Source organism: Polyangium sp. 6x1 (assembly GCF_029946515.1).
In the GTDB taxonomy this organism is placed as follows: Bacteria; Myxococcota_A; Polyangia; order Polyangiales; family Polyangiaceae; genus Polyangium.
The window spans coordinates 21927-45567 of record NZ_JARZHH010000005.1 but is presented as its reverse complement, the minus strand read 5'-3'; the positions used below and the strand labels follow the sequence as shown (position 1 = coordinate 45567).

Annotated in this window: 17 protein-coding genes; 2 read left to right on the top strand and 15 right to left on the bottom strand. The window is 69.9% G+C overall.

Features of this window, described 5'->3' with window-relative positions:
• Position 1 precedes the first annotated feature (1 nt).
• Positions 2 to 1330 carry a DUF1549 domain-containing protein gene (locus QHF85_RS07660; protein WP_281326415.1) on the bottom strand — a complete coding sequence of 443 codons (1329 nt, stop codon included), beginning with the start codon at positions 1328 to 1330 and terminating at the stop codon, positions 2 to 4.
• The gene (locus QHF85_RS07655) at positions 1327 to 2472 is read right to left on the bottom strand and encodes a hypothetical protein (RefSeq protein ID WP_281326414.1); all 1146 of its coding nucleotides are present in this window, start codon (positions 2470 to 2472) and stop codon (positions 1327 to 1329) included. Before QHF85_RS07655 ends, QHF85_RS07660 begins: the two co-directional genes overlap by 4 nt.
• Positions 2473 to 2789: 317 nt before the next feature.
• Between QHF85_RS07655 and QHF85_RS07650 the strand changes: the two genes are divergently transcribed.
• Positions 2790 to 4277: a hypothetical protein gene (locus tag QHF85_RS07650; protein WP_281326413.1), complete on the top strand. Its 1488-nt coding sequence runs from the start codon at positions 2790 to 2792 to the stop codon at positions 4275 to 4277.
• Between the two features lie 5 nt (positions 4278 to 4282).
• On the opposite strand, the gene QHF85_RS07645 is transcribed toward QHF85_RS07650, so the two are convergent.
• The 13 genes from QHF85_RS07645 to QHF85_RS07585 form a co-directional block, all read right to left on the bottom strand.
• Positions 4283 to 5776: a hypothetical protein gene (locus QHF85_RS07645; RefSeq protein WP_281326412.1), complete on the bottom strand. Its 1494-nt coding sequence runs from the start codon at positions 5774 to 5776 to the stop codon at positions 4283 to 4285.
• The gene (locus QHF85_RS07640) at positions 5773 to 7260 is read right to left on the bottom strand and encodes a di-heme oxidoredictase family protein (protein ID WP_281326411.1); all 1488 of its coding nucleotides are present in this window, start codon (positions 7258 to 7260) and stop codon (positions 5773 to 5775) included. Before QHF85_RS07640 ends, QHF85_RS07645 begins: the two co-directional genes overlap by 4 nt.
• Positions 7257 to 8735: a di-heme oxidoredictase family protein gene (locus QHF85_RS07635; RefSeq protein WP_281326410.1), complete on the bottom strand. Its 1479-nt coding sequence runs from the start codon at positions 8733 to 8735 to the stop codon at positions 7257 to 7259. Before QHF85_RS07635 ends, QHF85_RS07640 begins: the two co-directional genes overlap by 4 nt.
• 25 nt (positions 8736 to 8760) lie before the next feature.
• Positions 8761 to 9789, bottom strand: coding sequence for a DUF4215 domain-containing protein (locus QHF85_RS07630; protein WP_281326409.1), 1029 nt, complete (start codon positions 9787 to 9789; stop codon positions 8761 to 8763).
• Positions 9790 to 10072: 283 nt separating this feature from the next.
• Positions 10073 to 12088 carry a serine/threonine-protein kinase gene (locus QHF85_RS07625; RefSeq protein ID WP_281326408.1) on the bottom strand — a complete coding sequence of 672 codons (2016 nt, stop codon included), beginning with the start codon at positions 12086 to 12088 and terminating at the stop codon, positions 10073 to 10075.
• Positions 12089 to 12184: 96 nt separating this feature from the next.
• Entirely contained in the window at positions 12185 to 12751 is a 567-nt protein-coding gene (locus tag QHF85_RS07620) for a hypothetical protein (RefSeq protein ID WP_281326407.1), read from the bottom strand.
• Positions 12748 to 13305 (bottom strand): hypothetical protein, encoded by a 558-nt coding sequence (locus QHF85_RS07615; RefSeq protein ID WP_281326406.1) that lies wholly within the window; start codon positions 13303 to 13305, stop codon positions 12748 to 12750. Before QHF85_RS07615 ends, QHF85_RS07620 begins: the two co-directional genes overlap by 4 nt.
• A complete protein-coding gene (locus QHF85_RS07610; RefSeq protein WP_281326405.1) occupies positions 13305 to 15410 on the bottom strand; it encodes a DUF3570 domain-containing protein in 2106 nt (701 codons plus the stop codon). The genes QHF85_RS07615 and QHF85_RS07610 overlap by 1 nt, the downstream gene beginning before the upstream one ends.
• The gene (locus QHF85_RS07605; protein WP_281326404.1) at positions 15389 to 15913 is read right to left on the bottom strand and encodes a hypothetical protein; all 525 of its coding nucleotides are present in this window, start codon (positions 15911 to 15913) and stop codon (positions 15389 to 15391) included. The genes QHF85_RS07610 and QHF85_RS07605 overlap by 22 nt, the downstream gene beginning before the upstream one ends.
• 60 nt (positions 15914 to 15973) lie before the next feature.
• Positions 15974 to 16573, bottom strand: a complete 600-nt coding sequence (locus tag QHF85_RS07600; protein WP_281326403.1) for a thioredoxin family protein — start codon at positions 16571 to 16573, stop codon at positions 15974 to 15976.
• Positions 16570 to 17856 carry a zinc-ribbon domain-containing protein gene (locus QHF85_RS07595; RefSeq protein ID WP_281326402.1) on the bottom strand — a complete coding sequence of 429 codons (1287 nt, stop codon included), beginning with the start codon at positions 17854 to 17856 and terminating at the stop codon, positions 16570 to 16572. Before QHF85_RS07595 ends, QHF85_RS07600 begins: the two co-directional genes overlap by 4 nt.
• A gap of 291 nt (positions 17857 to 18147) precedes the next feature.
• Positions 18148 to 19950, bottom strand: coding sequence for a sigma-54 dependent transcriptional regulator (locus QHF85_RS07590; protein WP_281326401.1), 1803 nt, complete (start codon positions 19948 to 19950; stop codon positions 18148 to 18150).
• Between the two features lie 220 nt (positions 19951 to 20170).
• Positions 20171 to 21952 carry a hypothetical protein gene (locus QHF85_RS07585; protein ID WP_281326400.1) on the bottom strand — a complete coding sequence of 594 codons (1782 nt, stop codon included), beginning with the start codon at positions 21950 to 21952 and terminating at the stop codon, positions 20171 to 20173.
• Positions 21953 to 22040: 88 nt separating this feature from the next.
• Here QHF85_RS07585 and QHF85_RS07580 point away from each other — a divergent pair, with 88 nt between their 5' ends.
• Positions 22041 to 23627, top strand: coding sequence for a hypothetical protein (locus QHF85_RS07580; protein ID WP_281326399.1), 1587 nt, complete (start codon positions 22041 to 22043; stop codon positions 23625 to 23627).
• Positions 23628 to 23641 lie beyond the last annotated feature (14 nt).

Here is a 23641-nt window from a genome sequence, read left to right as displayed (position 1 = left end):
ATCAATACCTCACGAAGTCGTCGTGGACGAAGGACGCGCGGATGATCTCGCGCAGGTTGTAGTTCGTCTTGAATTGCGTGACGAGCGGGCCGATGACCGAATCGGGCACATCCGCCAGATCGTAGACCGCGTCGCCCTTCGACATGGCGTAGTTCCAGACGCGGACGACCGCGCACCGCGCGACCTCGTCGTCGGCGGCCATGCGCTGGCCGAACTCGAGGAGGTTCGCGGCGGGCGCGCCGAACTTGAACGCCGTCGTCTCGCCGGGCGGCAGATAATCGCTCTGCTTGACCTTCGGATTGCCCTCGATCGGCACCGTGGCCGCGAACTCGAGGATGCCGTCCATTCCGGGAGCGGGCTCGACGTACTTGCCGGCGTCGTCATAGGCCGCGAAGAGCGGAGCGCGGTGGTTCATCGATCCGTGGCAGTTCGCGCAGATCGTCGACGAATAATCGAGGAAGTCGACGCGACCGCCGTTCGCCGCGCCGCCGATCGATTCGAACGGCCAGGGCGACGTATAGAAACCATCGCCCTTCGGCTCCGGCGTGCCCCGGTATTCGGCCGGCATCTTGCGACAGGAGAACGTCTCCTGGATGAACCGCACGCGGCGGAACGCGAGCGCGCTCGCGTACTGGGCCATCAGGCCCGCGTCCGTGAGCACGCCGGCCGCGGGCGCGGCGGCGGGGCCGTTCGCGCAATCGACGGGCGTGAACGTGCCAGTCGCCGGGTCGAACGTGGGGCACGTGCCGCTCATCGCCGTGAAGATCTGACGATAATCGCCGCCCTCGACGGTGACCTTCGCCGCGAAGAGCGGCGCGTTGTTGCGGTTCGGCGCCTCGTTCGCCGCCATGGCGCCCGAGCGGAACGTGTTCTTCCAGTAATCGATCATCACCGCGGCGAACCGCGGCGACGTCATGTACTGGTCGACGAGCGTCTCGTAGACCTTCTTCGGATCCGCGGCGCTCCGGACGCCCTCGATCTCCTCGTTCTTCGGCAGCTTGCCGACGAGCTTGAGGCTCGCGGTGCGCAGCGCCTCGGTGTACGTGACGACGCGCTCGTCGAGCACGGTCTTCACGCCGCCGCCCGCGCCGGTCGTCTCCCCGCCGCTCGTCGTCGTCGGATCGCCGCCGGCCGATCCGCCATTCCCGACGGTGGACGACGCCGTGGATCCGCCCTCGCCGCTCGCGGAGGGCGGGCAGGGTTTGCCCCCATTGGCGGGCGCCCCGCCGAGGAGCTTGTTGGGATCGTCCGGGTTACACGCAGAAAGGACCAAAGAAAGTCCAATCAGCGCGGTCCCGGTCCACGCTCTCTTGCCCCATTTCATTGTCATTGCTGCTCCGCCATGATCCAAGGCTCCACCTTGGTCTTGAAAGCGTTGTATGCGTTCAGATCACCGTCGAATTTGTACATGTGCACGATCGCCTGCACCGGATCCGTCACCTGCAGGATCTGGCTCGCCGCAGGATCGCCCGGCTTGATGCGCGCCCGTACCTCCTGGCAAGCCGCCGTGGGCATCATCGCGTTGAGCTCCGACAGGTCCATCGTGCCCTTCGCCTGCGGGTTTGCCCCGCCGTGACATTTCATCATGCACGTCTGCATGGCCGGCACGACGTTCTGCTGGAAGTTCACGAGATCGTTGCAGCCCGTCCCCGGGCCCGCGTTGCCCCCGTACACCTCGATGAGCTCGAACGCGATCCCGAGGTACGCCCCCTTCTGCCAGTTCGTCAGGACGAGCTCCCCGGTGCCGAGCGTGTTCTCCCCGCCGAGCGTGAACGTCTGGTCGAGGTTCGAGAAGCTGTCGACGGGATCCGGATCCCCCGGTTGTCCCGGCACGTACACCGTGAAGAGCGGGTGCACGATGTGGAGCGGCTTGTCGACCACCGGGTGCACCGTGATGTTCGTCAAGCGGAGCATCGTGGGCGCGTCGCTCGAGCCGCCGAGCGTCTCGGCGAAGAACGCGATCGACATGTACTCGAAATCGGCGCCGAGCGCGTCGAGGTAGACCGTGTTCAGCGCGCCGCCGGGCAAGGTCCGGAACGGACGCACGCTCGGCCCGATGTCCGCGGGGTTCGACGGCGGGAGCGCCTCGGCCTCGGCCGTGAGCCACTCGAGCACGCCGGGCTTGACGTTCTCCGGGATCTTCGGCGCCTCGCCGCCGCCGTGGTTCGGCGACTCCGGATGCGTGAGCAGAATGCTCTGCTCGGGCGCCGAGGTCACGATGCCCGGCCAGAACGTAATCGTCTGGTAGCGCTCCTCGGGCGTCGCCCCCGCGAGGAACGGCGCCGGCGCCGAGCCGCCCTTCTTGTGGCAAATGTTGCAATTCGTGACGAGATCCGGCTCGATTTTCAGGAAAAGCTCGTACGGCGTCGGCCCCGCAGGCGCCCCGCCCTCCCCGCCCATGCCCCCGGACCCCACGGTCGCGCCAGCCCCGTCCGACGTGCCCTCCGCGTTATTGCTCGAACACGCGCTCATCCCCGCGATCGTGACCACAATGCCGAGCGACAGGAGCAACCCCCGAATGGAGCGGCTCGAGGTTCCGATTTCACGAGAAGTTTTCGCTGCCATAACAAGGATCGAGGGTGATCCGGGTGGATCGATGCAGCTCCACCCGGGGAGGCCCGGGAAGCCGAGGGCGCGCCTCTACGGGCATCGATCCGCGCAGCCCTCGCCTCGATTCGCCTCGTCTCGAGGATCGAGGACGAGGGAGATCAGATCCGGATTATGCGCCCCTATTTCCGCCATGGGAAGGAGTTCTTGATGATCGACGGCATCCTTGGTAGCGAAAAGGGATGTCTCCCCGCCGCGCGTCGCTCGCCCTCGCGAGCGCGCTCCTCGCCGCGCTCGCCGCGTCGTCGGTCACGAGCTGCGTGCTCATCGCAGAGATCGATTACGATCTCATCCCCGACGACACGGACGCCCCGGACGCAGGATCAGGCGGCGGCGCGCCCGACAGCGGTGGCTGCACCCCGGCGGACTGCGACGACCAGAACCCCTGCACCGCCGACGCCTGCACGAACGGCGCGTGCGTCTCCACGCCCCTCGCGGCGGGCGCGTCGTGCGGCACGCCCCCGCCCTGCGTCGAGAGCCTGACCTGCGATGCGGCGGGCGCGTGCGTGCCCACGCCCGTCGCGACGGACGACGGCGATCCCTGCACGACGGATTCCTGCGATCCGCAGACGGGCCAGGTCTCGCACACGGCGCTCGGCGGCTCCTGCCTCTCGTGGATCCCGTTGCCCACGGAGAACGCGCCTTCACCGCGCTTCAACCACACCGCGATCTGGACCGGCACGCACATGATCATCTGGGGCGGCGAGCGGAACGGCCCCGATCCGCTGCTCGGCGACGGCGCCCTCTACGATCCGGCGTCGAAGACGTGGACGCCGATGAGCACCGTCGACGCGCCCTCCCCGCGCTTCGGGCACACGGCCGTCTGGACGGGCCAGTCCATGATCGTGTGGGGTGGGTATTCGACGAACGGGACGGTCAACTCGGGCGCGCAGTACCGCCCGGACACGAATACCTGGACGGCGCTGCCGACGATGAACGCGCCCGCGGCGCGCATCCGGCACACGGCCGTCGCAGGGAGCGGGTACATGGTCGTCTGGGGAGGCACCTCGGAGACCCACCAGGCGCTGCAGTCGGGCGCCCGTTACCACATCGCGACGAAGTCCTGGTCCGCGACCCCCACGATGGGCGCGCCGATCCCGCGCACGCAGCACTCCGCGACGTGGACCGGCGATCACATGGTCGTGTGGGGCGGCATGGACTTCTTCGATTGGTTCGCCGACGGCGCGACGTACTCGCCGTCCGCCAACCAGTGGACGGCGAAGACCTCGAACACGAACGCCGCATCGCCTCGCGAATCCCACACGGCCGTGTGGTCGGGCTCGGAGATCTTCGTCTGGGGCGGCTGGAACGGCGGGCCCTACCTCGACACGGGCGGGATCTTCGCGCCCGCGGGCGGCGCGCAAGGCACCTGGTCGTCCATGACCACGACGGGCGCGCCGAGCGCGCGCCGAGCGCACGTCGCCGTCTGGACCGGGTCCTCGATGGTCGTCTGGGGAGGCTGCAACGATCAGAACTGCACCGGGGCCCTCGGCGACGGCGGGCGCTTCACGCCCGGCATGAACGGCGGGACCTGGGAGCCCATCCCCGAGGTGCCCGGGCTGAGCTCGCGGCGCGACGCGACGGCCGTATGGACCGGCGCGCGCATCCTCGTGTGGGGCGGGCGCGACGCGTCGAACGCGCTCGGCGACGGCGCCGAAGCGCAGCCCTGACGAGCTCAATCGAGCGTGGCGGCGAGGACGCGCGCGACGCTCGGATCGCCCTGGATCCAGGCGACCACCGCGCGATCGCCGGGGCCGCCGAGGGTCACGTACGGCGTGAACGCGTCCTCCCCCGCGGGGGAGAGGACCTCGAGCAGCCCGAATCCCGCCGCGCTGCCCCGCCGCGCCGTGACCTGAAAAAGCTCCCCGATCTGCTCGCTCCACGCGACGATCACGCCGCCGTCCCGATCGGTCGCGATCACGGGCGTGATCGCCTGGACCGCGCCTTTGCTCGAGAGCACGAGCGGCTCGTCGCCCGGGTGGATCCAGGCGCCGTCGGGCGCGCGCTGGGCGAGTTTTACGATGTGCCCCGCGCCCACGTCCTCGGACCAGACGACGTAAAGGAAGCCGAGCGAGTCGAACGCCGCGTGCACGTCCCGGCACGTGCTGTCGCGCCGGGAGAGCGAATCCGAGAGGTCCGCGGGCCGGGTCCACGCGCCGCTCGCGTCGCGCGACGCGAGGTACACGGCGAGGCCGCCCTGCCCCGATTCCTGCGTCCAGACGACGACGGAGCGGCCATCTTCGGCGAGCGCCGGCTTCGGGTTCGCCACGTCGTCGCTGTCGACCGGCGCGCCCTTCGCCGAGAGGAAATCGGAGACACCGGGCCGGGAAAATGTGCCCGTCTTGCCCCAGCGCTCGCTCGCGAACGTCATGAGATCCGTGCCGGGTGACTGGTACCAGGACACGATCGCATCGCCGCGCGCATTCACCGCGACCTGCGGCGCATTCGAGAAAAAGGACGGCGGCGAGACCACGTCCTTCTCGGACGCAGCCCCCTCCCACGCCGCATCGGGCCCCGCGCGACGCTGGATCGCGATGCCGTAGTGCTCGCCGTCGTACCACTGGTTCCACGCGTGGACGATCTCCCCCGAGCGAGACGCGGCGAGGTGCGACTCGTGTCCCTTTTCCCCGAACGAGACGTGCTCGGCTTCGCTCGCAGGATCGATCCAGGCGCCGTCCACGGCGCGCTCGCTCCGGTACACGTGGCCCGTGGACGCGCCCGTGACCTGCCACCACGCGACGACCGCGTCTCCCGCCGCGCCCGCCGCGACCGTGGGTGCCGCGGCAAACCCCGGGAGCGCGAGGCTCGGCATGCGGAGCGCGAGGGACCCGTCGCTCCCCTCCTCGCCAATGACGACGACGCGGGACCCCGGCGCAGCGCCGGCCTGCTCCCAGACGAAGATCGCGCGTCCCGCGCTGTCGATCGACGCCGACACGCGCGCGGCCGCGGGCCCGCCGGAGGTTTGTCCGGGCGCCGGGAACGTCCAGGCGCGCCCGCGACAAACGCCCCCGGGCTCCGCCACGGTCCACGGCGGACAACACGCGCCGTCGGGGAGCGCGCGCGCGGGGCCGCAGGTGCAGGCGACGGGATCGTCACAAGCGACCTCGACCTCGCCGCATCCGAGTGCGCCGAGGCCGAGGAGGAGCAAAACCACAAGCGCGCGTGTCATGGAACCGAGAGCCGGCGAGCCCGGGTGAGCGACGTGAGGAAGACGCGCAGCTCGCCGCGCTCGGGCTCCGAGAGCGCGGCAAACGCGTCGCGCGCGGCCTGCGCCTCGCCGCCGTGGAGCAAAATCGCGTCCTCGAGGGTCGGGGCGCGGGCGTCGTGCAAGTACGGCCGGCTCCGCGCGATCCCCCAGAGCGGGCGCGTGAGGAACGTGCCCGGACGAACCGCCCGATCCGCCTCCCGCTCGGCGAGCCCGGGGCCCATGTCGTGCCGCTTGAGATCGCTGTACAGGTAAAGCCGGAGCGGACCTCCGTCGAACGGCGGCGCGATGCGCGGGAGCGCCGCGTCTTTCTGGAGATCGACGCGGATCGGGGCGCCGCCCTCGCGGCTCGGGAGCGAATACACGGCGCTCTCGAGCGTGAGCGAAGGGACGTGGCAGGTCGCGCAGCCGAGCGCCTGGAAACGCGCCTCGCCCTTGCCGAGGGCCACGACGTGATCCTGATCCACCGGCGTATCCGTGACGGGCACCTCCTGCATGGCGAGGAAGAGCACGAGCGCGGTCACCTGGCCCTCGCGGACTTCGTCGGTGATGCCGTCGCCGTCGGGGTCTGTCCCGCCAAACGCGCCGACACGCGCGGGGTCGCCGTGCGCGACGAGCCACGTCGATTGCATGCCGTGGTGGACGTTGAGCTCGTCCTCGACGACGTCGCGGAGCGAGGCGAAATGCCCCTTCCAGCCGAAGGGCTTGACCACGAGATCCGTGTCGACGCCGAGGACGCTCGTTCCATCGAGGCGGCCGTCGGGCCGGGCTTCGAGCTCGCCGAACGCGACGCCCTTGGCCACGAGGGGCCCGCGCGCGGGTTTGCCCTCGGCCTTCGCCCGCGCGACGAGGGCCTCGCGCGCGCGGCCGAGCTCGGCGCTCATCTCGCGGGCGACGAGCTCGACGAGGCCCGCGCCCACGAGCGAAGGCGGGTTCCGGGCGAGCGCGCTCGATTGCCGATCGCCGTCGCCGTCGAGGTACGCGTTGTCCGCCGCGTCGCCCGCGCCGCCGGGTCCGCCGCGCCAGTGGCACGAATCGCACCGCATGGCGTCGGGACCGCCGCGGCGACCCGCGTGAAAACGCGCGAGGTGCGGCAGATCCTTGCCGCCGTAGCCCATCTCGAGCGTGAACGTGGCGTGGAAGATCTGCGCGCCGAGCTGGAAAATTTCTTCGGGCGAATGCGCGCCCGCTTCGAGGTCGGATTGCTCGACGCGGATCGAGCGCGCGAGGTGGCCGGGATCGGCGGCGTCGAGGAACCGATGCTCGCGCCTCTGCGCGTCGCGCGCGAGGGCGTCATACGCTTGCCGTTCGAGGTCCGGATCGAGGTTTGTCGTGTACACCCCGAGCGCGCGCGCCGTGCCTTTCTGGGCCGTCGGCGTGGGCGTCGGATCGAGCGCGCAAGCCACGAGCGTGGTCGCCACGAGCGAGAGGACGAGCGAGCGCCTCATGGAAGCACGTGGACCTTCGGCTCGCGCGTGAGCGAGAGCAAAAAGACGTGGAGGTCCTTCCGGTCCTCGGGATCGAGCGCGCGGAAGGCATCTCGCGAGGCCGTGGCCTCGCCGCCGTGGGCCTCGATGGCCTCGGGGATCGTCGCGGCGCGGCCGTCGTGCAAATACGGCGCGGTCTCGGCCAGGCCCCAGAGCGGGCGCGTGAGAAAGACGCTGCGCGGAATGTCCCCGGCTCCGTCGTGCGGATCGGCGAGCGCCTCGCCCATGTCGTGCCGTTTCAGATCGCTGTAGAGCCTCACCAGGCTCGTGCTGCGCGGCTGATCCCCGTCGCGAACGAGGTTCACCTCGACGGGCGGCCCCCCGGTCGTGTCGGGCCACTCGTCCCAGAGCACGTGCGCGATCGGCAGCTCCGGGCGATGGCAGCTCGCGCAGCCCGCCTCCTCGAAGACGGCCATGCCGTTCGACCAGCGCGTGCGCAGCGCCGGATCGTGCGGCGGCAGGATCACCGGCGTCTCCAGCATCGACATGTACACCGCGGTCGCCGTGAGAATCCCTTCCTCGATCTCGCGCTGCACGCCGTCGTTATCGGGATCCCACCAGTTCGGCCCCGGGCCGAGCTTCGGCACGTCGGGCTCCGTTTGCCACCCGAGCGCGAGCACGTGCGACTGGATGCCGAAATGGATCCGCGCCGCGTCCTCGGCGAAGCGCCGGAGCCGCGCGATGTCGCCCTTCCATCCGAACGGCTTGATCACGAGATCCCGATCCACGCCGACGACCGCAGACGTATCGAGCGAGCCGTCGGGATGCGCCGTGAGGCTGCCGAACGAGACGCCCTTCGATTCGAGCGCCGCGGTGACGTCGATGCCCTTCTCCGCGGCCTCGGCGAGCGCGGCGCTCCGAGTTTGTCCGAGCTGATAGGTCATCTCCGCGCCGAGCGCCTGGACGAACCCGAGGCCGAGCACGTGCGGCGCGTTCCGCTGGTTCGCCGACGAGGCGCGGTCGCCGTCGCCGAGGAGAAACGCGTTTTGCGTGGGGCCGCCCGCGCCGTCCGGCCCGCCGACGGAGTGGCAACCCGCGCACGAATACGTGTCGAGCCCGCCGCGCACGCCTGCGTGCACACGCTGGAGCGCGGGATAGGGTTTGTCCCCGTAGCCGTCCTCGCCGCGGAACTCGTGCGCGAAGAAGGCGTCGCCGAAGCGGAAGAGCGCGTCGAGGTCGTAGGTCCCGAGATCGATCTGGGGCTGGAGCACGAAGATGTGCTCGCTGTCCTCGCCCTTCTCGAAGGCCTCCAGGTACTCCTCGAGCCGCTCGCGATCGGCGAGCTCGACGGCGCCGCCGACCATTTCTTGCAGGGCAATCGAGGAGGGCGGGTCTCCGTGGGGCCAAGGAATCGGGGCCTCGCCTCCGGCGGCGACCGTGAGGATCACCGCCGGGGCGAGCAGCGCGACAAGTCCGATCGGGCGACGTGCGCTCATGACCGGTCCTCGCCGGGATGGCTTCTCAGTTGCTCTGGCAGATGGGGAAACAGCACGGGATGTACCGCATCGATCCATTGCAATCGAGCCCGGCCTGGGCGTGACCCTGCGGATCGGTGGTGTACACGGTGTCGCTGTCGAGCGTGAAGGTGCCCGAGACCGCGCCGGCCGTGTTCGTGATGGTCACGTACTCGCCGTCGCTCAGGTGGTTCGTCGTGTACGTCCAGTTGTTGCAAGTGCCGCCGGGGCCAGGCTGCGATACGACGCCGTTCACCGTCTCGGGCGTCGTGCGGTTGACCCACGCCGTGATCGTCGTGCCCGCCGGCACGGCCGTGGCCAGCTTGGTCATGTCGACCGGGTGGGCAGCGGGGTTCGTGAAGATCTCCTTGAGCTGCTCGTAATCGCAGACGCCGGCCGCGCCGATGGCCTGGCACTGCTTCGTGCCGCCGTCATAACCGACGCTGCCGCCGAAGGCCCACTGCGGGCCCGACGGCGCCGCCGCGAAGCCCGAGAAGATCACCTTGCCCACGCAGGGATCGATCGGGGCGTCCGTGCCGGCGTCCGGGAGCTTGCAGTCGTTGGGACACATGTCGCCGACCTCGTTCTGGCCGTCGTCGCAGTCCTCGCCCGGCTGCACGATCTTGTCGCCGCAGTACGGCTTCTTGCACTTGTCCGAACACTCGTCCGTGGGCTCGCAGTTGCCGTCGTCGCACTCCTCGCCCGGATCGACGGTGCCATTGCCGCAGAGGACCTCCGCCGAGCCGCCCGGCACGCACGTCACGTCGTCGCCGCCGCCGCCGCTGCCGCCGCTGCCACCGGTGCCGCCGCCGTTGCAATCACACGACCCGTAGCCATTGCCCTCGGCGTTGCAGCTCTGCGCGCCGTTGCGCCCGTCCGTACAGACGCATGCGACGCTCGTCCCGGGAATGCAGCCGTTCGGGGTTCCCGACCCCGTGTTCGTGTTCTCTCCTCCGCTGCATGCCTGAGCGAAAAGCCCCGCCAGGCCGAGCGCAGTCAACGGAACGAGAATCGACTTGATAAAGCTATTACGCATGCTCCACTCCCGATGCTTCTCCCCACGACGCCGTCACGCGATGGACCAGCCGCTTATTTAAACGAGGGCGGTTCGGTGCGTCAACACATAAGTTTCGCGAAAACCCCGTTCCCGAAGGCCTCGCGGAAGCGGATTGCGTACATTCATTCGCAGTCGAAACGAGGCACGATCACGCAGCGCGGCTATGGGTTCACCGCAATGCGTCGTGACGCGCCGGGTCCGTGTTCGCGAAGGTCGGTGCAATGGGCGGGCAGCGCGTCGATCGCGGCTGCCCCGCCGTCCGTCACTGGAGCTTGAACATCGCCATCGCGGTCTCGCCGCCCTTGATGGCCACGCTTCTCGATTTCGTAGCGCCGCTCGCGGGCTTGCAGCTCACCGAATAGGTGCCGGGCGAGAGCGAGAGCTTGAGCGTCGACGTCGTGCCCTTGGAGGCGCCGTTTACCGAAAACGCACACGTGCCGCCGACCGCGACCGCGACGAGCGTGCCGTTGCCGCCGCCCGCAGGCGCAGCCGTCGGCGTCGCCGTGGCGGTGGGAGGCGCCTTCGCCGTGCTCGTGGCCGTCGCCGTGGATTTCGGCGTCGCGCCGCCACCGCTCGTCGCCGTGCCGAGAGGCGCGCTGCCGCCTCCCGCATTGCCACCCGCGGGCGCCTTGCCGGTATTCGGATCCCCGGCCGGAGGCGCGTTCACCGCGACGGGATCCTCCGCCGGCGGAGGCGTGGTCTCGGTCGTGGCCGGGGGCGGCGCTGTGGCCGCCGGCGCGGCCGTGGTCGATTGCGGCGGCGCGACGGCCACGGGGGCCGCGCTGTCCGCCGTCGTACCCTCGCCGCCCTTCTTGTCGCCCCCGACGAGCAGGAGCACGAGGAGCACGGGCACGAGCACGGCCGCGGCCGCGAGCCCGCCGAACAGAACGCGTCGATCCTTCTTCGGCGCGAAGGGGTTTGGCTCGACGATCGCGCCGGCCGGCCCCGTGCCCGGCGGCGAGATCACGGCCCCGGGCGGCGTCGCCGGATCGGCGCGCCCCGCGGCCCACGAGCTCTGCTGCGGACGCATCCCCGCGTCCGGCGCGCCCGAAGGACCGAGCACCGAGGGCCCCATTCCGCTCGCCGCGCCCCCGAAGACAGGGCCTCCGCCGGCAGGCGGGAACGGGACCGTCCCCGGCGTGGATGCCTTCGCATCCTTGGGCGGCCCGGGCGGTTGCGGGACGAAGTCGCCGGCGAGGAACATGGTCCGTTCCATTTCGCCAAGCGCGGCCGCCGAGCTCTGGATGCGCGTGACCGACTCCTCGTCCTCGATCTCGAGCTCGACCACCTGACCGCCCGCGGACGCACGCGGGGGCGGCGCAGGCGTGGGCAAGGGCGGAGGCGGCACGGAGCCGGTCTTCTTGCGTTGCTTGGCCGCGTGGGTGATCGCGCCGATGCGATCGATGATCACCTGCCCCTCGGCCGTCACGTACGGCCGGAGCGCATGCGCGAAGCCGTGCACGTTCGCGAAGCGGCCGTCGACGTCCTTGGCCATCGCCCAGCCAAGGATCTGCTCGATCTCGGGCGGCAGATCGCGGCGGAGCTGCGTCACGGGCCGCGGCTCCTCCTTCGTGATCTGGAGCATCAGCATCGCCATCTCGCCCTCGAAGGGCGGGCGCGCCGTGAGCAGGTGATAGAGGATCGCGCCGAGCGACCACACGTCGGCCCGCACGTCGATGCTCTTCGCCTTGCGCACGATCTCCGGCGAAGAGTAGGGCGAGAGGCCGAGCATCGTGGTGGCCGTCATCTCGCCCGCCATGGGCGCGGCCACGTCGCGCATGAGCTTCGCGGTGCCGAAATCGATGACCTTGAGGAAGGGCGCGCCGCCGACGCGCGTGGTCACGAAGAGGTGCTGCGGCTGCATCTCGCGGAAAATGATGCCGTGCCCGTGCGTCTCGGCGACGGCCTCCGCCGCCTGCAAGACGAGCAGGCAAGCCTCCTGCAAAGGCAAGGGGCCGCGCGTCTTGACGTGCGTCGCGAGGTCGGTGCCTTCGAGGAACTGGCGGACGAGGTAAAACGTGCCGTCCTGCTGCGTGCCGACGTCGATGATGCGCGCGACGTGCTCGGATTCGAGCTTCGCGAGCGTGCGCGCCTCGCGCCGGAAGCGCTCGAGCTCCTTGTCGTCGGTCTGGCCGGCGAGCAGGATGCGAATCGCGACTCGCTGGTCGAACTCGGTGTTGAAGGCCTCGACGAGGACCCCGTGCCCCCGGCCGAGAATGGTCCGGATGCGGTACTTCCCGGCCACGAGGCCGCCCGGGCGAATTTCGTCAGGTCGCATGTTTCGGATCGTGGCGGCGTCGAGGAAAGCCGCGGGGCCATTCTGGCACGTCTCGGGCCTCGGGTGGTACTTCCCGCGATCGCTTCGCGGGATCCCCTACTCGAGGGGCTCGATCGCCGCGGCGCAGGAGGCCGCGACGGTGGCGGCGTCCTTGAAGCCGAGCCAACCGAGGATGCACAGATCCCCGGGATCCTGCTCGTTCACGATCTTGCCGCCCTTGTGCCGCTCGAGCCCCCGCGCCTTGTTGACGAGCAGGAGCTTGTCGGCCGTGGAGCCGAGATCGTCGACGACCTGCTGCATGGCCGCGGGATCGAGGTTGCACACGGACGCGTAGTTCGCCTCGAGCTCGAGCTGCGTCGTCGACGCGCCGCCGGAGACATTGTTCTCCGCCGGGTGGCGCAGGCCGAGCTGGCCGTAGATGCGCATGGGGCGCGTCGCTTGGCCGTGGCAGTCGAGCGTGCCGCAGCGACGCTCGAGGTACGGCGAGACGCTCGCCGTGAAGACGGCGGGGTTCGGACACCCGTACGCCTTGAGCCCCTCCTCGCCCACGCAGCTCGAAGCCCCGAAGCCAAGGCCGACGAGCCCCGTCACGAGGACGCCGAGCGCCGCGAGGGAGCGAAAGCCGAGCGCCGCCCGGAGCCGTTCACGCACGTTCCGCCTCACGGCGCACCTCCACCACAGATGGGATCCGTGTCTCCATCGTCGACGAGCACCACGCCGGCCGAGTCACGACCCGCGCCGTTGTCGGGCCTGTCGTCCGAGGGCAGCTTGTGGCACGCGCCGCACGAGCCCTCGCGGCCGATGATCGAGTTCATGCTGCGCTGGCCGGCCCTCACCTTGAGCGGGAAGGTGAGGTCGGACCATTTGTCCTTCTCGATGTAGAAGTTGCCGGCCGCGTTCGTGCACGCGAAGCGCGACGGCCCGGCCGAGTCGAAGATCTCGACCTTCACGTTGGGCGCCGCCGCGAGCGCGCCCATCGCGTTCTCCTTGTACACGGTGCCGGCGATCGCGAACGCGGGCGCGGCGGCGCCGTACGTCGAGTGGCAGGACAAACACGGCTGACCCGGCCGGTGCAGGGCGCTCGGCGACCCCACCTCCGCGGGCAAACCGTCGATGACCTCCTGCGGGATGGGGTCGTTGCCGTTGCAACCCAAGGCGCCCAGCGCGACGGCGAGCGAGAGCGCGGCGAACCTTCGCCCGTACGACACGGCGACCATCAATCGACCTCCAGCTCCAGGGTCGCGGCGGTGAACAAGCCGAACCGGTTGAAGACGTAGATGTGGTCGAAGTACTGGTTGTAGAGGCCCTCGACCTGGAGCTGCGCCGAGAGCACCCGGGCGAGCGCGTAGCGGACGTTCGCGCCGAGCGTGAAGCCCATCAGCGCGCCGAGCTCGCGATCGCTCGTGCGGTACTCGGGGATGTTCCACCCCGTCGCGCTCTGCGTGGCGACGTAGGCGCGTTTCCAGAAGTCGACCGACGACTGGACGTTGAAGCGCAGGTGGCTGCCGAGGCGCAAATCGTCGTTCACGTCGAGGAAGAAGCGCGCGTCCGTGGTGCTCGCGAGCTGCCCCCACGTGTCGACGTAGAGCCGCTCGTCGCCGCGGATCGTGGTCTTCTCGAAGCGCTTGGCCGCACGCCCGAAGAGCGCGAAGCGGCTGCGCTCGGTGGGGAGCTGCTCGAGCGGCGCGAACGGCAAGCGGTTCTGGCTGACGACCTGGCGCGTCGCGCCGAGCGGCATGCGCGAGGCGACCGACTCCGAGAACATCGGGATCGTGCGGTACGGCTTCGAGGTGTCGCCGAAGACGAGCTCGGCCGTGGCGCCCGCGACGACGATCATGCTCGGATCGATCACGAGCGAGACGCCCGCGTCGATCGTGTGCCGCAGGATGTCCTCGCTGAAGACCTCGAACGGCGTGCCCGCGCGGCTGAGCACGTCGAAGCCGACGTTGTACGCGAGGGTCGGCGTAACCATCTTGCTCTTGAGGTCGGTGCTCACCGCGACGCCGACGCTACGCGCGAGGTAGTCCGGCTCGATCGAGACCGCGCCGTTCAAACCGACCTTCGCGGGGCCGACCTTGAAGTCACCCGAGAGCGAGCCCGCGTAACGGCGCTCGTTCCAACGCCGCGACGCCGTCGCCACGATGTCCGGCGACGCGGTGCTGACGACGTCGACGATGAAGCTGCCGCCCACCGACCAACCCGCGGTCGGGTTCTCGCCGGAGATGTACGCGGCAGGCGACACGACCGTGGTGTTCAGCGTGTCGGTGTAGAACATCGTCTCGAGGCCGGCCTTCAGCGTGAAGCCGCGGCCCTTGCCGCCGGTGTCGATGCAGCGCTGCATGTCGGCCGGCGTGCGCGCGGCCTGCATGCACTGGAAGACCGCGCTGTTGTTGCCGCCCGACCCGCCCTGATCGACGTTCACGGTGATCTGCTCGCCGCGATCGAAGGCCTCGGTCGTCTTGTACTGCGCGGGGAACTTGCCGCGTTTGCCCTTGGCCTCGATCGTGGCCTTGCCCGGGTTGTGCGGGATCGGCTGCTTGACCTTGTCGGCCGGGACGACGACGCCGTCGATCTTGATCTCGACCTCGCTCCACGAGCTCGGGATCTGCAACGTGATCGTGGGCGTGTCGGTCTGGAGTTTTTCGACGAGCGCCTTCGCCTCGTCCCCGACGCCGGGGTTGTTCTCTTCCTCCGCGTACTTCGCCGCGATCTGCGCGTCCGCCGCGGCTTCGAGGAGGAGCCCGCCGGCGTCCTGGCACTTCGCGAGCATCAGCTTGCCCGCGGCGAACTCGCTCGACGTCGCCATCTCGGCGATGAGCGTCTGCATGCACCCGCTCCAGTCCTTCTGGGCGAGCGCCGCCTGCGCCGTGGTGACCGCGGCCATCTGCTGCTTCGTGGGCGGCGGGCGCGCAGGACCGAGGACTTGCCGCGCCTCGGCGAAGGTCTTTTCGAGCTCCTTCGTCGCCCACTGCTTGTCGAGCTTGACGTTCGCGTCTTCCTTGAGGGCCCCCTCGAACGCCTTCTTCGCCGCGTCGAGCTTCTTCCGGCCCGCGCCCTGGATGACGCCGATCGCCATCTGGATCTCGGCGCGCACGCTCGGCTCGCAAGCCTTGCCCTTGCACGCCTTGAGCGCCGCATCGAGCCGCGCGAGGGCCTTGTCGTACTTGGCCTCGACGAACTCGTTCATCGCCTCGGCGACCGCGACGAGACCGTCGGCGTCCTTGTCCCCCGCGTACGAGGGCCCGGCGTCCGTGAGCCCGACGAGCCCGAAAACGGCCGCCGGCAGCAGGATCGCGCGGATCAGTTGTCGGGCGCGCCGCACTTGATCCACTCCTCGATGATGGTGAACTCCGCCTGGTTGAGCCGCGCGTCGTCGACGGTGTCGTCGGGATCGACCTGCGGCATGAGCGCGCCGCAGTTCGGCGGCTTCACGACCCCCATCTCGACACGCAAGTTGCAGAGCATCTTCGAGTTTTCCGGTGTGTCACACGCGATGTACGCGCCCCCCGCCACGCTCACGTCGAGCAGCTCCTCGCGGAGGTTCGCCGAGGTCAGCGTGAGCGTGCCCGCGCCCATGCCGTGGCACTGGGCGTCCGCGCACTTGCCCTTCGTTTCGAGGATCGGGAGCACGTCGCTCGAGAATTTCACGGTGCACATGGGATCCCCCATGCAACTCGCGCCGCCGGAGGACGAGGATGCCCCCGCGCCTCCCACGACCTTCGCCGGATCGCCGTAAGGCGGGATCTCCTCGGTGGCGCATCCGGCGACCGCCATCGTGAGCGCCGCAAACGCGGCAAGGAGCTGGATGGATGAAGGCTTGTGCATCGGACCGGGGGAAGGCACGCCATCATACCCGGGCCCGCGAAACAGGGACAAGCTCTCCTGTCAGGGATCAGCAGCGGCTTTGCGGATCGCCGCGAGGACCTCCTCGACCGTGCACTGGCCGGAGAGACGCGCGGCCTCGTGCCCCTCGGCGTCGAGCACGACCGTCATCGGCACGGCGGTCGCGCCGTACCGCGCAGCCCGGAGCTCGGCGTCCGGCGTCTCCTCCGTCAGATCGATGCGGAGCGCCACGAGCGGCGTGCTTTGGAGCAGGATGCGCGGATCGGACCAGACCTCGCGCGCCATCGCGATCGACGCCCCCGACCAGTCCGCCGAGAGGTACACGACGAGCGGCACCCCTTCCCGCGCGGCGCGGGCGCGGGCGCGCGGTTCGTCCGTCTCCCACACCCACGGCCTTTGCCGCGGCGAGGACGTCGCGCCGCTCGGCTCGGAACCTCCGGCAGCGATCACGGCAGGCCCGTCGCCGGCGATCGCCACGACGGGCTCGGGCTCGGGCGCGCGCGCGGCGCACGCGACGAGGCACGCGCCCGCCACGAGGACAAACGCGCGTGGATCGATCGAAGGTTTGGAAGGACGAACGAGAGGGGAGAGGGCGGGGCTCCGCAGCTCCGAGCGCCGGGAGCCCCCTGCCCGCGGGTTCACTTGCCCTTGGCAGAGCAGCGCATGGCGCACATGAGATCGCCGGGCGCGCAGCCGCAGGAGCTCGCCTTCGGCGCGGTCTTCGCCGTGGTCGCGGGCGCCGTACCACCGCCGCTCGTGGGCGCCGTGCCCGCCTTCGACGTCCCGCCGCCCGCCTTCGACGTCCCACCGCTCGCCTTCGACGTCCCACCGCTCGTCTTCGCGGCGACCGACGCGCTGGCTGCGGGCGCTTCGGTCTCCGCGACGGAAGGCGTCGGCACCGGAGGCGCGGTCTCGAGCGGAGGCGGCGTGTTCGCAGGCGCGGCCGACTGCGTCGTCGCCTGCTCCGGCGGCGGCCCGCCCTTCATGACCATGAACGCGCCGACGATCGCGCCGACCGCGACGAGCGCGCCGACGCCGATGAAGAGCGGCGTGCGGTTCTTCTGCGGCTTCGTCTCCTCGGGCGTCGGGATCGGAGCTGCTGCGGGGGCCGTGACGGGCGGCGCCGCGAGCTCGAAGAGGCCGCCGGAGTCGCCGAGCAAGCTCGCCGCGGCGGACGTCGTGGACGGCGCGGCCGACGCGCCTGCGGCGAGCGCCTTCAGGTCGATGAGGCCGGAGTCGTCGGTGTTCGTCGACTTCGACGGCGTCGACGCGAGCGCGCCGAGGCTGCCGAGGCTGCTCGCGGCCGAGCTCGACGAAGCGCCCGCGCGGTTCGTCAACGCGCTGAGCGAGAAGAGCGCGGACTGCTCCTCCTTGCCGGCGCCGATGCGCACGGGCGCGGGCGCGCGTGCCGGCGACGACGAGCCGCCGAGGCCCGAGGCGCTCGTCGACACGTCGGAGGCGCCATCGGAGCCGAAGAGATCGCGTGCTCCGCCGCGCGCGTCTTTCTTGACGGCGGCTCGCGCGGGCTCGGGCGCAGGCTGCGGCGCGCTCGCGCCTTGCGCGGCCGCGTTGAGCGCGTCCACGACCGCCTGTACCTGGCCGAGAGGCTGCCAGTCGCCCATGCCATCGGCCCAGACGTACGTGTCTGCGGTGATGACCGAGCTGTTGTAGGCCTGGACGATCTCTTGCAGCGACATCGTTCGCTGATCGCCCTCGGCCACGTTGACCTGGTACGACCCGCCGTCCGTCGCCGCCTCTTCGGCGCCCGCGGCCGAGGCGGCGTCGGCGTTTGTCGTGGTCGCCCCGCTGCTGTTGACGAGGATCGTCGCGCCGCACTTACGGCACTTGATCTTGACGGTCTTGCCTTGGACCTTCTCGTCCGAAACCGTGTACTTCGACTGGCAAGATTGGCAGGTGATCTTCATGTCGCGTCTGGTTCGGAGGGTCGACTGTTTACCTCGGGTCGGTCTTCGCTCGAAGACTCTACCAGGGCGCCCTGTCGTTTCGGACCTTTCCTGACGTATCAGTCACGAGGAAGACTCGAATTTGCCAAAAATTCGTCTCCACGTGCAATTTCTTGGAGCCCAACCCAAAAAAGCGCTTGCCAGCGTGTCGAAAGCGACCCGCGTCGGGAAGCGATCTCGCCAAACGGCGGACGAACCCAGCCGGCGAGGCCTCTCGCCGCAGGGTTCGAGCACGCGGGATCAAGGGAGCGATCAGGAGAGACAGCGGCTCGCGTCGAGATCTCCCGCGGCGCCGGGGACGCTCGGCGCCTCTTCCGAAGCAGGCGCCGGCGCCTCCTCCGTGCTGTCTTGCGGGCTCTCGGCCTCCTGCGCCTCGGGGGCCTCGTGGGTGCCGACGTGCTCGCCGTACGCCTGGAGCTTCGAGTAGAGCCCGCGCCGGCTGATGCCGAGCACGCGCGCCGCCCGTTGCTTGTTGCCGCGCACCGCTTCGAGCGTCAGCAGGATGAGCTTGCGCTCGGCGTCGGCGAGGCGCGTTCCCACGGGCAAACGCAGCACGAGCGGGTGCTCGCCGCGATCCCCCTCGCGGGCTTCGAGGTCGTGCGACGACGGCGACGTCGCGCGGATCGGCGGCTGGGCAAACGACGCCGACGTCGACGCCGGCGGCTCGACGAGCGAAGGCGGAGGCTCACGCCCCTCAATCTCCGCGATCGCCGGCGGCGGCGCGGTCGTGATCGGCGCCGGCGGCGCGTGGTGCTCCGGCTCCGCGTGCGGCGGGTTCGTCTGGGCCTGGAGGTCGTGGTGCGAGCGACGGCCCGTGCGCCGCTCGATGCGGCCCTGGCCGATCTGGACCTCCTCCGGCGCGACGATCTCACCCGCGGCGAAGAGCGCCGTCTGCTCGACGACGTTGCGAAGCTCGCGCACGTTGCCCGGCCAGTCGTGCACGTAGAGCCTGTGGATCGCGCCCTCGGAGAAGCGACGCGCGGGCGTGCCGTAGCGCTTCGCGAACTTCACGAGGAAGCGCTCGGCGATCGGCAGGATGTCCTCCACGCGCTCGCGCAGCGGCGGCAGCGTGATCGTGAAGACGTTGAGGCGGTAGTAGAGGTCCTCGCGGAAGACGTTCTCGTCCACGAGATCGAGCAGGTCCTTGTTCGTCGCGGCGACGATCCGGACGTCGGCCTCGATCTCCTTGCGGCCGCCGACGCGCGTGAAGCGGTAGGTCTCGAGGACGCGCAGGAGGCTCACCTGCACGGCGCTGTCCATCGTGCCGACCTCGTCGAGGAACACAGTGCCGCCCGTCGCCGCCTCGAACTTGCCCTCGGCCGAGGAGAAGGCGCCGGTGAAGGAGCCCTTCTCGTGACCGAAGAGCTCGCTGCCGATGAGCTCGCGCGGGATCGCGCCCGTGTGCACGGGGATGAACGGGCCGTTCTTGCGCGGGCTGCGGTTGTGGATCGCGCGCGCCACGAGCTCCTTGCCCGTGCCGCTCTCGCCCACGATGAGCACCGGCGCCATCGTCGATGCGACCCGGTCGATCCGAGCGAAGACCTCGCGCATGCCGCGCGATCCGCCCACCATGCCCTCGAACACGAGCGGCCCGGCCACGGCGTCGTCGTCCTCGCCCTCGGCCTCGCGGACGTTGTCCGAGGACAGAAGCTCGCGCACGAGCGAGACGAGCCGCGCCGGATCGAGCGGCTTCTGCAGGTAGTCGGCCGCGCCGAGCTTCAGCGCGTCGACCGCGCTCGACACCGAGCCCGACCCCGTGACGACCACGACGGCGGGCGCGGGCGTGGCCGCCTTGAGCGTCTCGTCCTCCGTCGGAGGCGTGAGCCGACGCATGAGATCCATGCCGGTCATCCCGGGGAGGTTGAGATCGGTCACGAGCACGTCCGCGGGCGTTCGGTGCTGGATCTCGAGCGCCTGCTCGCCGCTCGAGGCGACGAGGACGTCCAGCCCCTCGTGCCGCAGCACGGCCTCCAGGATCGCAGCCTGATCAGGCTCGTCCTCGACGAGCAGGACACGCCCCGTATGGTGCCCGGCCGCCCGGTGCGCGCGGAGCATCGATCCCCTCGCATGCACTGAAGCGCTCGCTCCCAAGCTTTTCCTCCCCGGAGGTTCTCCGCGCGATCTACGCGGCGCCTCCACGCTTTCGGTGAAGGAACTCTAGCGAAGAGGTTCGCTCACGCCACCCGCCGGGATCAATTCAGGATCCCCCTCGTTTGGGTATCGCGATACCCCGAGGTGCGTGTCAGGTACGGCCTGGACGCTCGTACGGAACGCATCAGGGCGCCTGCGTGCCGAGCGTCTCCTTGCGACGGTAGATGCACCACGCGAAGCCCGCGTCGAGCGGCACTTTGCCCGCGATCTCGTAGGCCGGCAGGAAGCGTCGATCGCGGTAGATCACCTGCGATCCTGGGACGGACGGGTGCTTGCAGTCGATGTTCGAGGAGATGAGCAGGAAGTAGTCCGGGCGTTTGTCGAAGAACCGATCGAGGAAGCCGGGGCCGAGCTTGCGCGTGTAACCGCCCTCGAGCTTGCTGATGACCGGATCGACGAGGCCCAGCAGATCGAGGATGGGGTAGTCCGTCGCGTAGCCGACGTACCCGATGTCGCCGATCGCGATCTCGCCGGGCGTGCCGTTCTCGAGGAACCACTTCGCCGTGCCGCCCGCCGCCATCGTCCAGAAGCGCTGCTCCTTCTCGACGATCTGCCGCTGCGCGCTCTGCATGTTCCCGACCCGCAACGAGAAAGCGATGGTGAGGAACGCGGCGAGCGCGAGGTTCGCGGCGCGGCTCCTTCGATCGACGATCGCGCGTGCCGAGACGCAGACGAGCAGGAAGGCGAACGGCTCGAAGGGCGCCATGAAGCGGAAGAACGGCATCCAGTCGCCGCCGACGAGGACGACGTAGACGAGCACGAAGATCGCGATCGCAGAGGCCGCCAGGAGCTCGCGGCGACGCCAGACGAGGCCCATCGCGACCGCGAAGAGCCCGAGGTAAAACACCGGGCCCGCGTGGTTCATGTAGTTCCGGACGTAGTCGGCGCCGCCGTCGATCTGCGCGGACCAGTTGCCCGTCTTGGCCGAGAACGTGTTCGGCACGAACGTGCCGTAGTACGCGCGTCGGAAGGCGAGGTGCGTCCCGACCGGAAGGACGAACGCCACGCCACGCCAAATGTTCTGCTTGCCGAAGAAGCCGCCCGGCGCGGTGAAGACGCGGGCCGCGGCGTTTTTCGTGCCGAACGCATCGCGCCCGAAGAGGAGCACGAGCATGAGCAGCCCGACGAATGCAGGCGCCTCGGGCCGCGTGATCCCGGCGAGGCCGAAGACGAGGCCCGACCAGGGGAAGCGGAACCTCGCCTTCTCCGAGCTCGCCTCGTCGGGATCGAGCTCGCGGAGGAAGAGCCACGTGCCCGCGAGCAGGAGGAAAACGAAGAACGCGGTCTCGAGGCCAAAGACGGCGTACCCGGAGAAGACGACGGTGGTCGCGGCGAGCCACGTCGCGAGGCACGGCAGCGCCGCGAACGGTCGGAACCGATCGGAGAGGCGGTACATCATGGCGAGCGCGCCGACCGCGGAGGCTGCGCCGAGGACCTTCGCCGTGACGTCGGGATCGAGGCCGATCTTGATCCCGCCGGCGAGGATCACGGTCCAGAGGAAGTTCGTGTACCCCTCGATGCGCTCGCCGGCGTTGTAGACGAGGCCGAGGCCCCGCGCGAGGTTCCGGGCGTAGCGGTAGGAGATGTACGCGTCGTCGATGGTGAACGACAGGACGCGGCGCGCGTTCGCGAGCATCACGATCGCCGGAAGGACGAGGCCGAGGACGAGGTGCACGGACCGCGGCAAAGGCGCCCCCGCGGCCCAGTCGCGGAACGTCGCCGCAGGCGTGCGTTTCCAGGGGGGATCGGCGGCGTCGGGATCGGCTTCGTCTCGATCGTCGTCCGATTCCGGATCATCCGCTTCCGCGTCTGCTTCCGCTTCCGCGTCTGCTTCCGCTTCCGCTTCCGCTTCCGCTTCCGCCTCGACGTCGCTTGCTTGCTCCTGACCCTCGGGCGTCCTCTTCACGCAACGGCCATACCACCGTCGGGCCCGGTGTTGGCAAGCGTCGCCGTGCTTTTCGCCGCGACGAAGGCCAGGTATGGGCCGCTCCCCGATGTCGATCCGCGAAAACGGCCCCCCCGCCGCCTTGTCCGAGGCTCCCCCGCCCAGCGCGCTCGCCTCTCTGCGCGCCTGGCTCGGCGGCGCGCCGCTCTCCCGACGCGCGCACCTCATCCTCGGGCTCGTCCTCCCCATGATGCTCGTCGTCGTGAACGCCTTCCGCGTCGCGAGCTTCACGATCGACGACGCCTTCATCTCCTTCCGCTACGCGCGGAACTTCGCGGAGGGCCACGGCCTCGTCTACAACCTCGGCGAGCGCGTCGAGGGGTACACGAACTTCCTTTGGACCGTGCTGCTCGGCGTCTTCGCGGCGCTCGGCGCGCGCCCCGAGATCACGGCGAAGGTGCTCGGCGTCGTCTGCGCGTGCGCCTCGCTCGTCCCCGTCTACCGCATCGCGCAGAGGCTCACGCCGCTCCGTTGGTCGCCGTGCCTCGCGACGTGGCTCTGCGCTTCGAGCTTCCTCCAGACCGGCTACGCCGTCTTCGGCCTGGAGTCGCCGTTTTTCCTCCTGCTCATCGTCCTCGGCACCGAACGCTTCTTGATCGAGGAGCACGACGACGCGAAGGTCTTCCCCTGGTCAGGTCCGCTCTTCGCGCTCGCGGCCCTCACCCGCCCCGAGGCGCCGCTCTTCCTGCTCCTGCTCTACGTCTGGCATCCGGACCGGCCTTTCTCCCGCCGGAGCCTCACGCGCATCGCCACGTTCGCTGTCCCCGTGATCGCGCTCCTCGCGTTCCGCCGCCTCTACTACGGCGGGTTCTTCCCGAACACGCTCACCGCGAAGACGGGCGACATGAACCAGCAGCTGAACGGCGGCGTCGACTACCTGCGGCGCTACGTGATGCACGCGGGGCCCGCGATCTGGCTCGGCATCGTGGCGATCGTGGTCTTCTTCGTGCGCAAGCGACGCGATGGGATCGCCATCGCTTCCATCGCCGTCACCTTCGCTCTCTACGTGCTGCTCGTCGGTGGCGACTGGATGCCCTACTACCGCTTCCTCGCGCCCGCCGAGCCCTTCGCCTTCCTCGTCGTCGACGCCGCCGCGCGCACCATCGCCGAGCGCAAGGAGCGGGCTGCGGCGCTCGCGGTCGCGCTGTTCGGGATCGTCGCGGGCGCCGCGCGCGTGGGCTCGCTCTGGGCGGCGCAGCGCGACATCCTCGACAGGGACAAAGCCTTCTGGGACGACGCCGCCGGCCGCACCGCAACGTGGCTCTCGTCGCACGGAAAACCCGGGCCCGTGGCCATCGCCGACATCGGGTACGTCGGCTACGCGACGGGGTTTCCCATCGTGGACATGCTCGGCCTGCTCGCGCCCGAGATCGCGCGCCTCCCGGGCGGCTACACGAACAAGACGGGCGCGGGCTACGTCGACGCGATCTTCGCGCGCGACCCTCGCTACGTGGTGATCATCTCCTCGACGATCGACTGCAAGAGCCCGACGGTGCCCTCGTCCCGCGCTCTCCACGCGAGCGCCCAGCTCCGCGGCGGGTTCGTCGTCGCCGAACCGATCAAGCTCCGCGGCGGCGGGGCGTGGTGCATCTACGAAAGAAAAAGCGGCGCCGAAACCCGTCCGGCGCCGCGCTGATCTGGGGAGGTCTG

What these genes read in the sequence shown, in the direction of transcription:
- QHF85_RS07660 (WP_281326415.1), bottom strand. Translation starts at nt 1,330, where the DNA reads ATGACAATGAAATGGGGCAAGAGAGCGTGGACCGGGACCGCGCTGATT.
- QHF85_RS07640 (WP_281326411.1), bottom strand. Translation starts at nt 7,260, where the DNA reads ATGAGGCGCTCGCTCGTCCTCTCGCTCGTGGCGACCACGCTCGTGGCT.
- QHF85_RS07635 (WP_281326410.1), bottom strand. Translation starts at nt 8,735, where the DNA reads ATGAGCGCACGTCGCCCGATCGGACTTGTCGCGCTGCTCGCCCCGGCG.
- QHF85_RS07590 (WP_281326401.1), bottom strand. Translation starts at nt 19,950, where the DNA reads ATGCTCCGCGCGCACCGGGCGGCCGGGCACCATACGGGGCGTGTCCTG.
- QHF85_RS07630 (WP_281326409.1), bottom strand. Translation starts at nt 9,789, where the DNA reads ATGCGTAATAGCTTTATCAAGTCGATTCTCGTTCCGTTGACTGCGCTC.
- QHF85_RS07655 (WP_281326414.1), bottom strand. Translation starts at nt 2,472, where the DNA reads ATGAGCGCGTGTTCGAGCAATAACGCGGAGGGCACGTCGGACGGGGCT.
- QHF85_RS07615 (WP_281326406.1), bottom strand. Translation starts at nt 13,305, where the DNA reads ATGGTCGCCGTGTCGTACGGGCGAAGGTTCGCCGCGCTCTCGCTCGCC.
- QHF85_RS07605 (WP_281326404.1), bottom strand. Translation starts at nt 15,913, where the DNA reads ATGCACAAGCCTTCATCCATCCAGCTCCTTGCCGCGTTTGCGGCGCTC.
- QHF85_RS07580 (WP_281326399.1), top strand. Translation starts at nt 22,041, where the DNA reads ATGTCGATCCGCGAAAACGGCCCCCCCGCCGCCTTGTCCGAGGCTCCC.
- QHF85_RS07595 (WP_281326402.1), bottom strand. Translation starts at nt 17,856, where the DNA reads ATGAAGATCACCTGCCAATCTTGCCAGTCGAAGTACACGGTTTCGGAC.
- QHF85_RS07625 (WP_281326408.1), bottom strand. Translation starts at nt 12,088, where the DNA reads ATGCGACCTGACGAAATTCGCCCGGGCGGCCTCGTGGCCGGGAAGTAC.
- QHF85_RS07650 (WP_281326413.1), top strand. Translation starts at nt 2,790, where the DNA reads ATGTCTCCCCGCCGCGCGTCGCTCGCCCTCGCGAGCGCGCTCCTCGCC.
- QHF85_RS07645 (WP_281326412.1), bottom strand. Translation starts at nt 5,776, where the DNA reads ATGACACGCGCGCTTGTGGTTTTGCTCCTCCTCGGCCTCGGCGCACTC.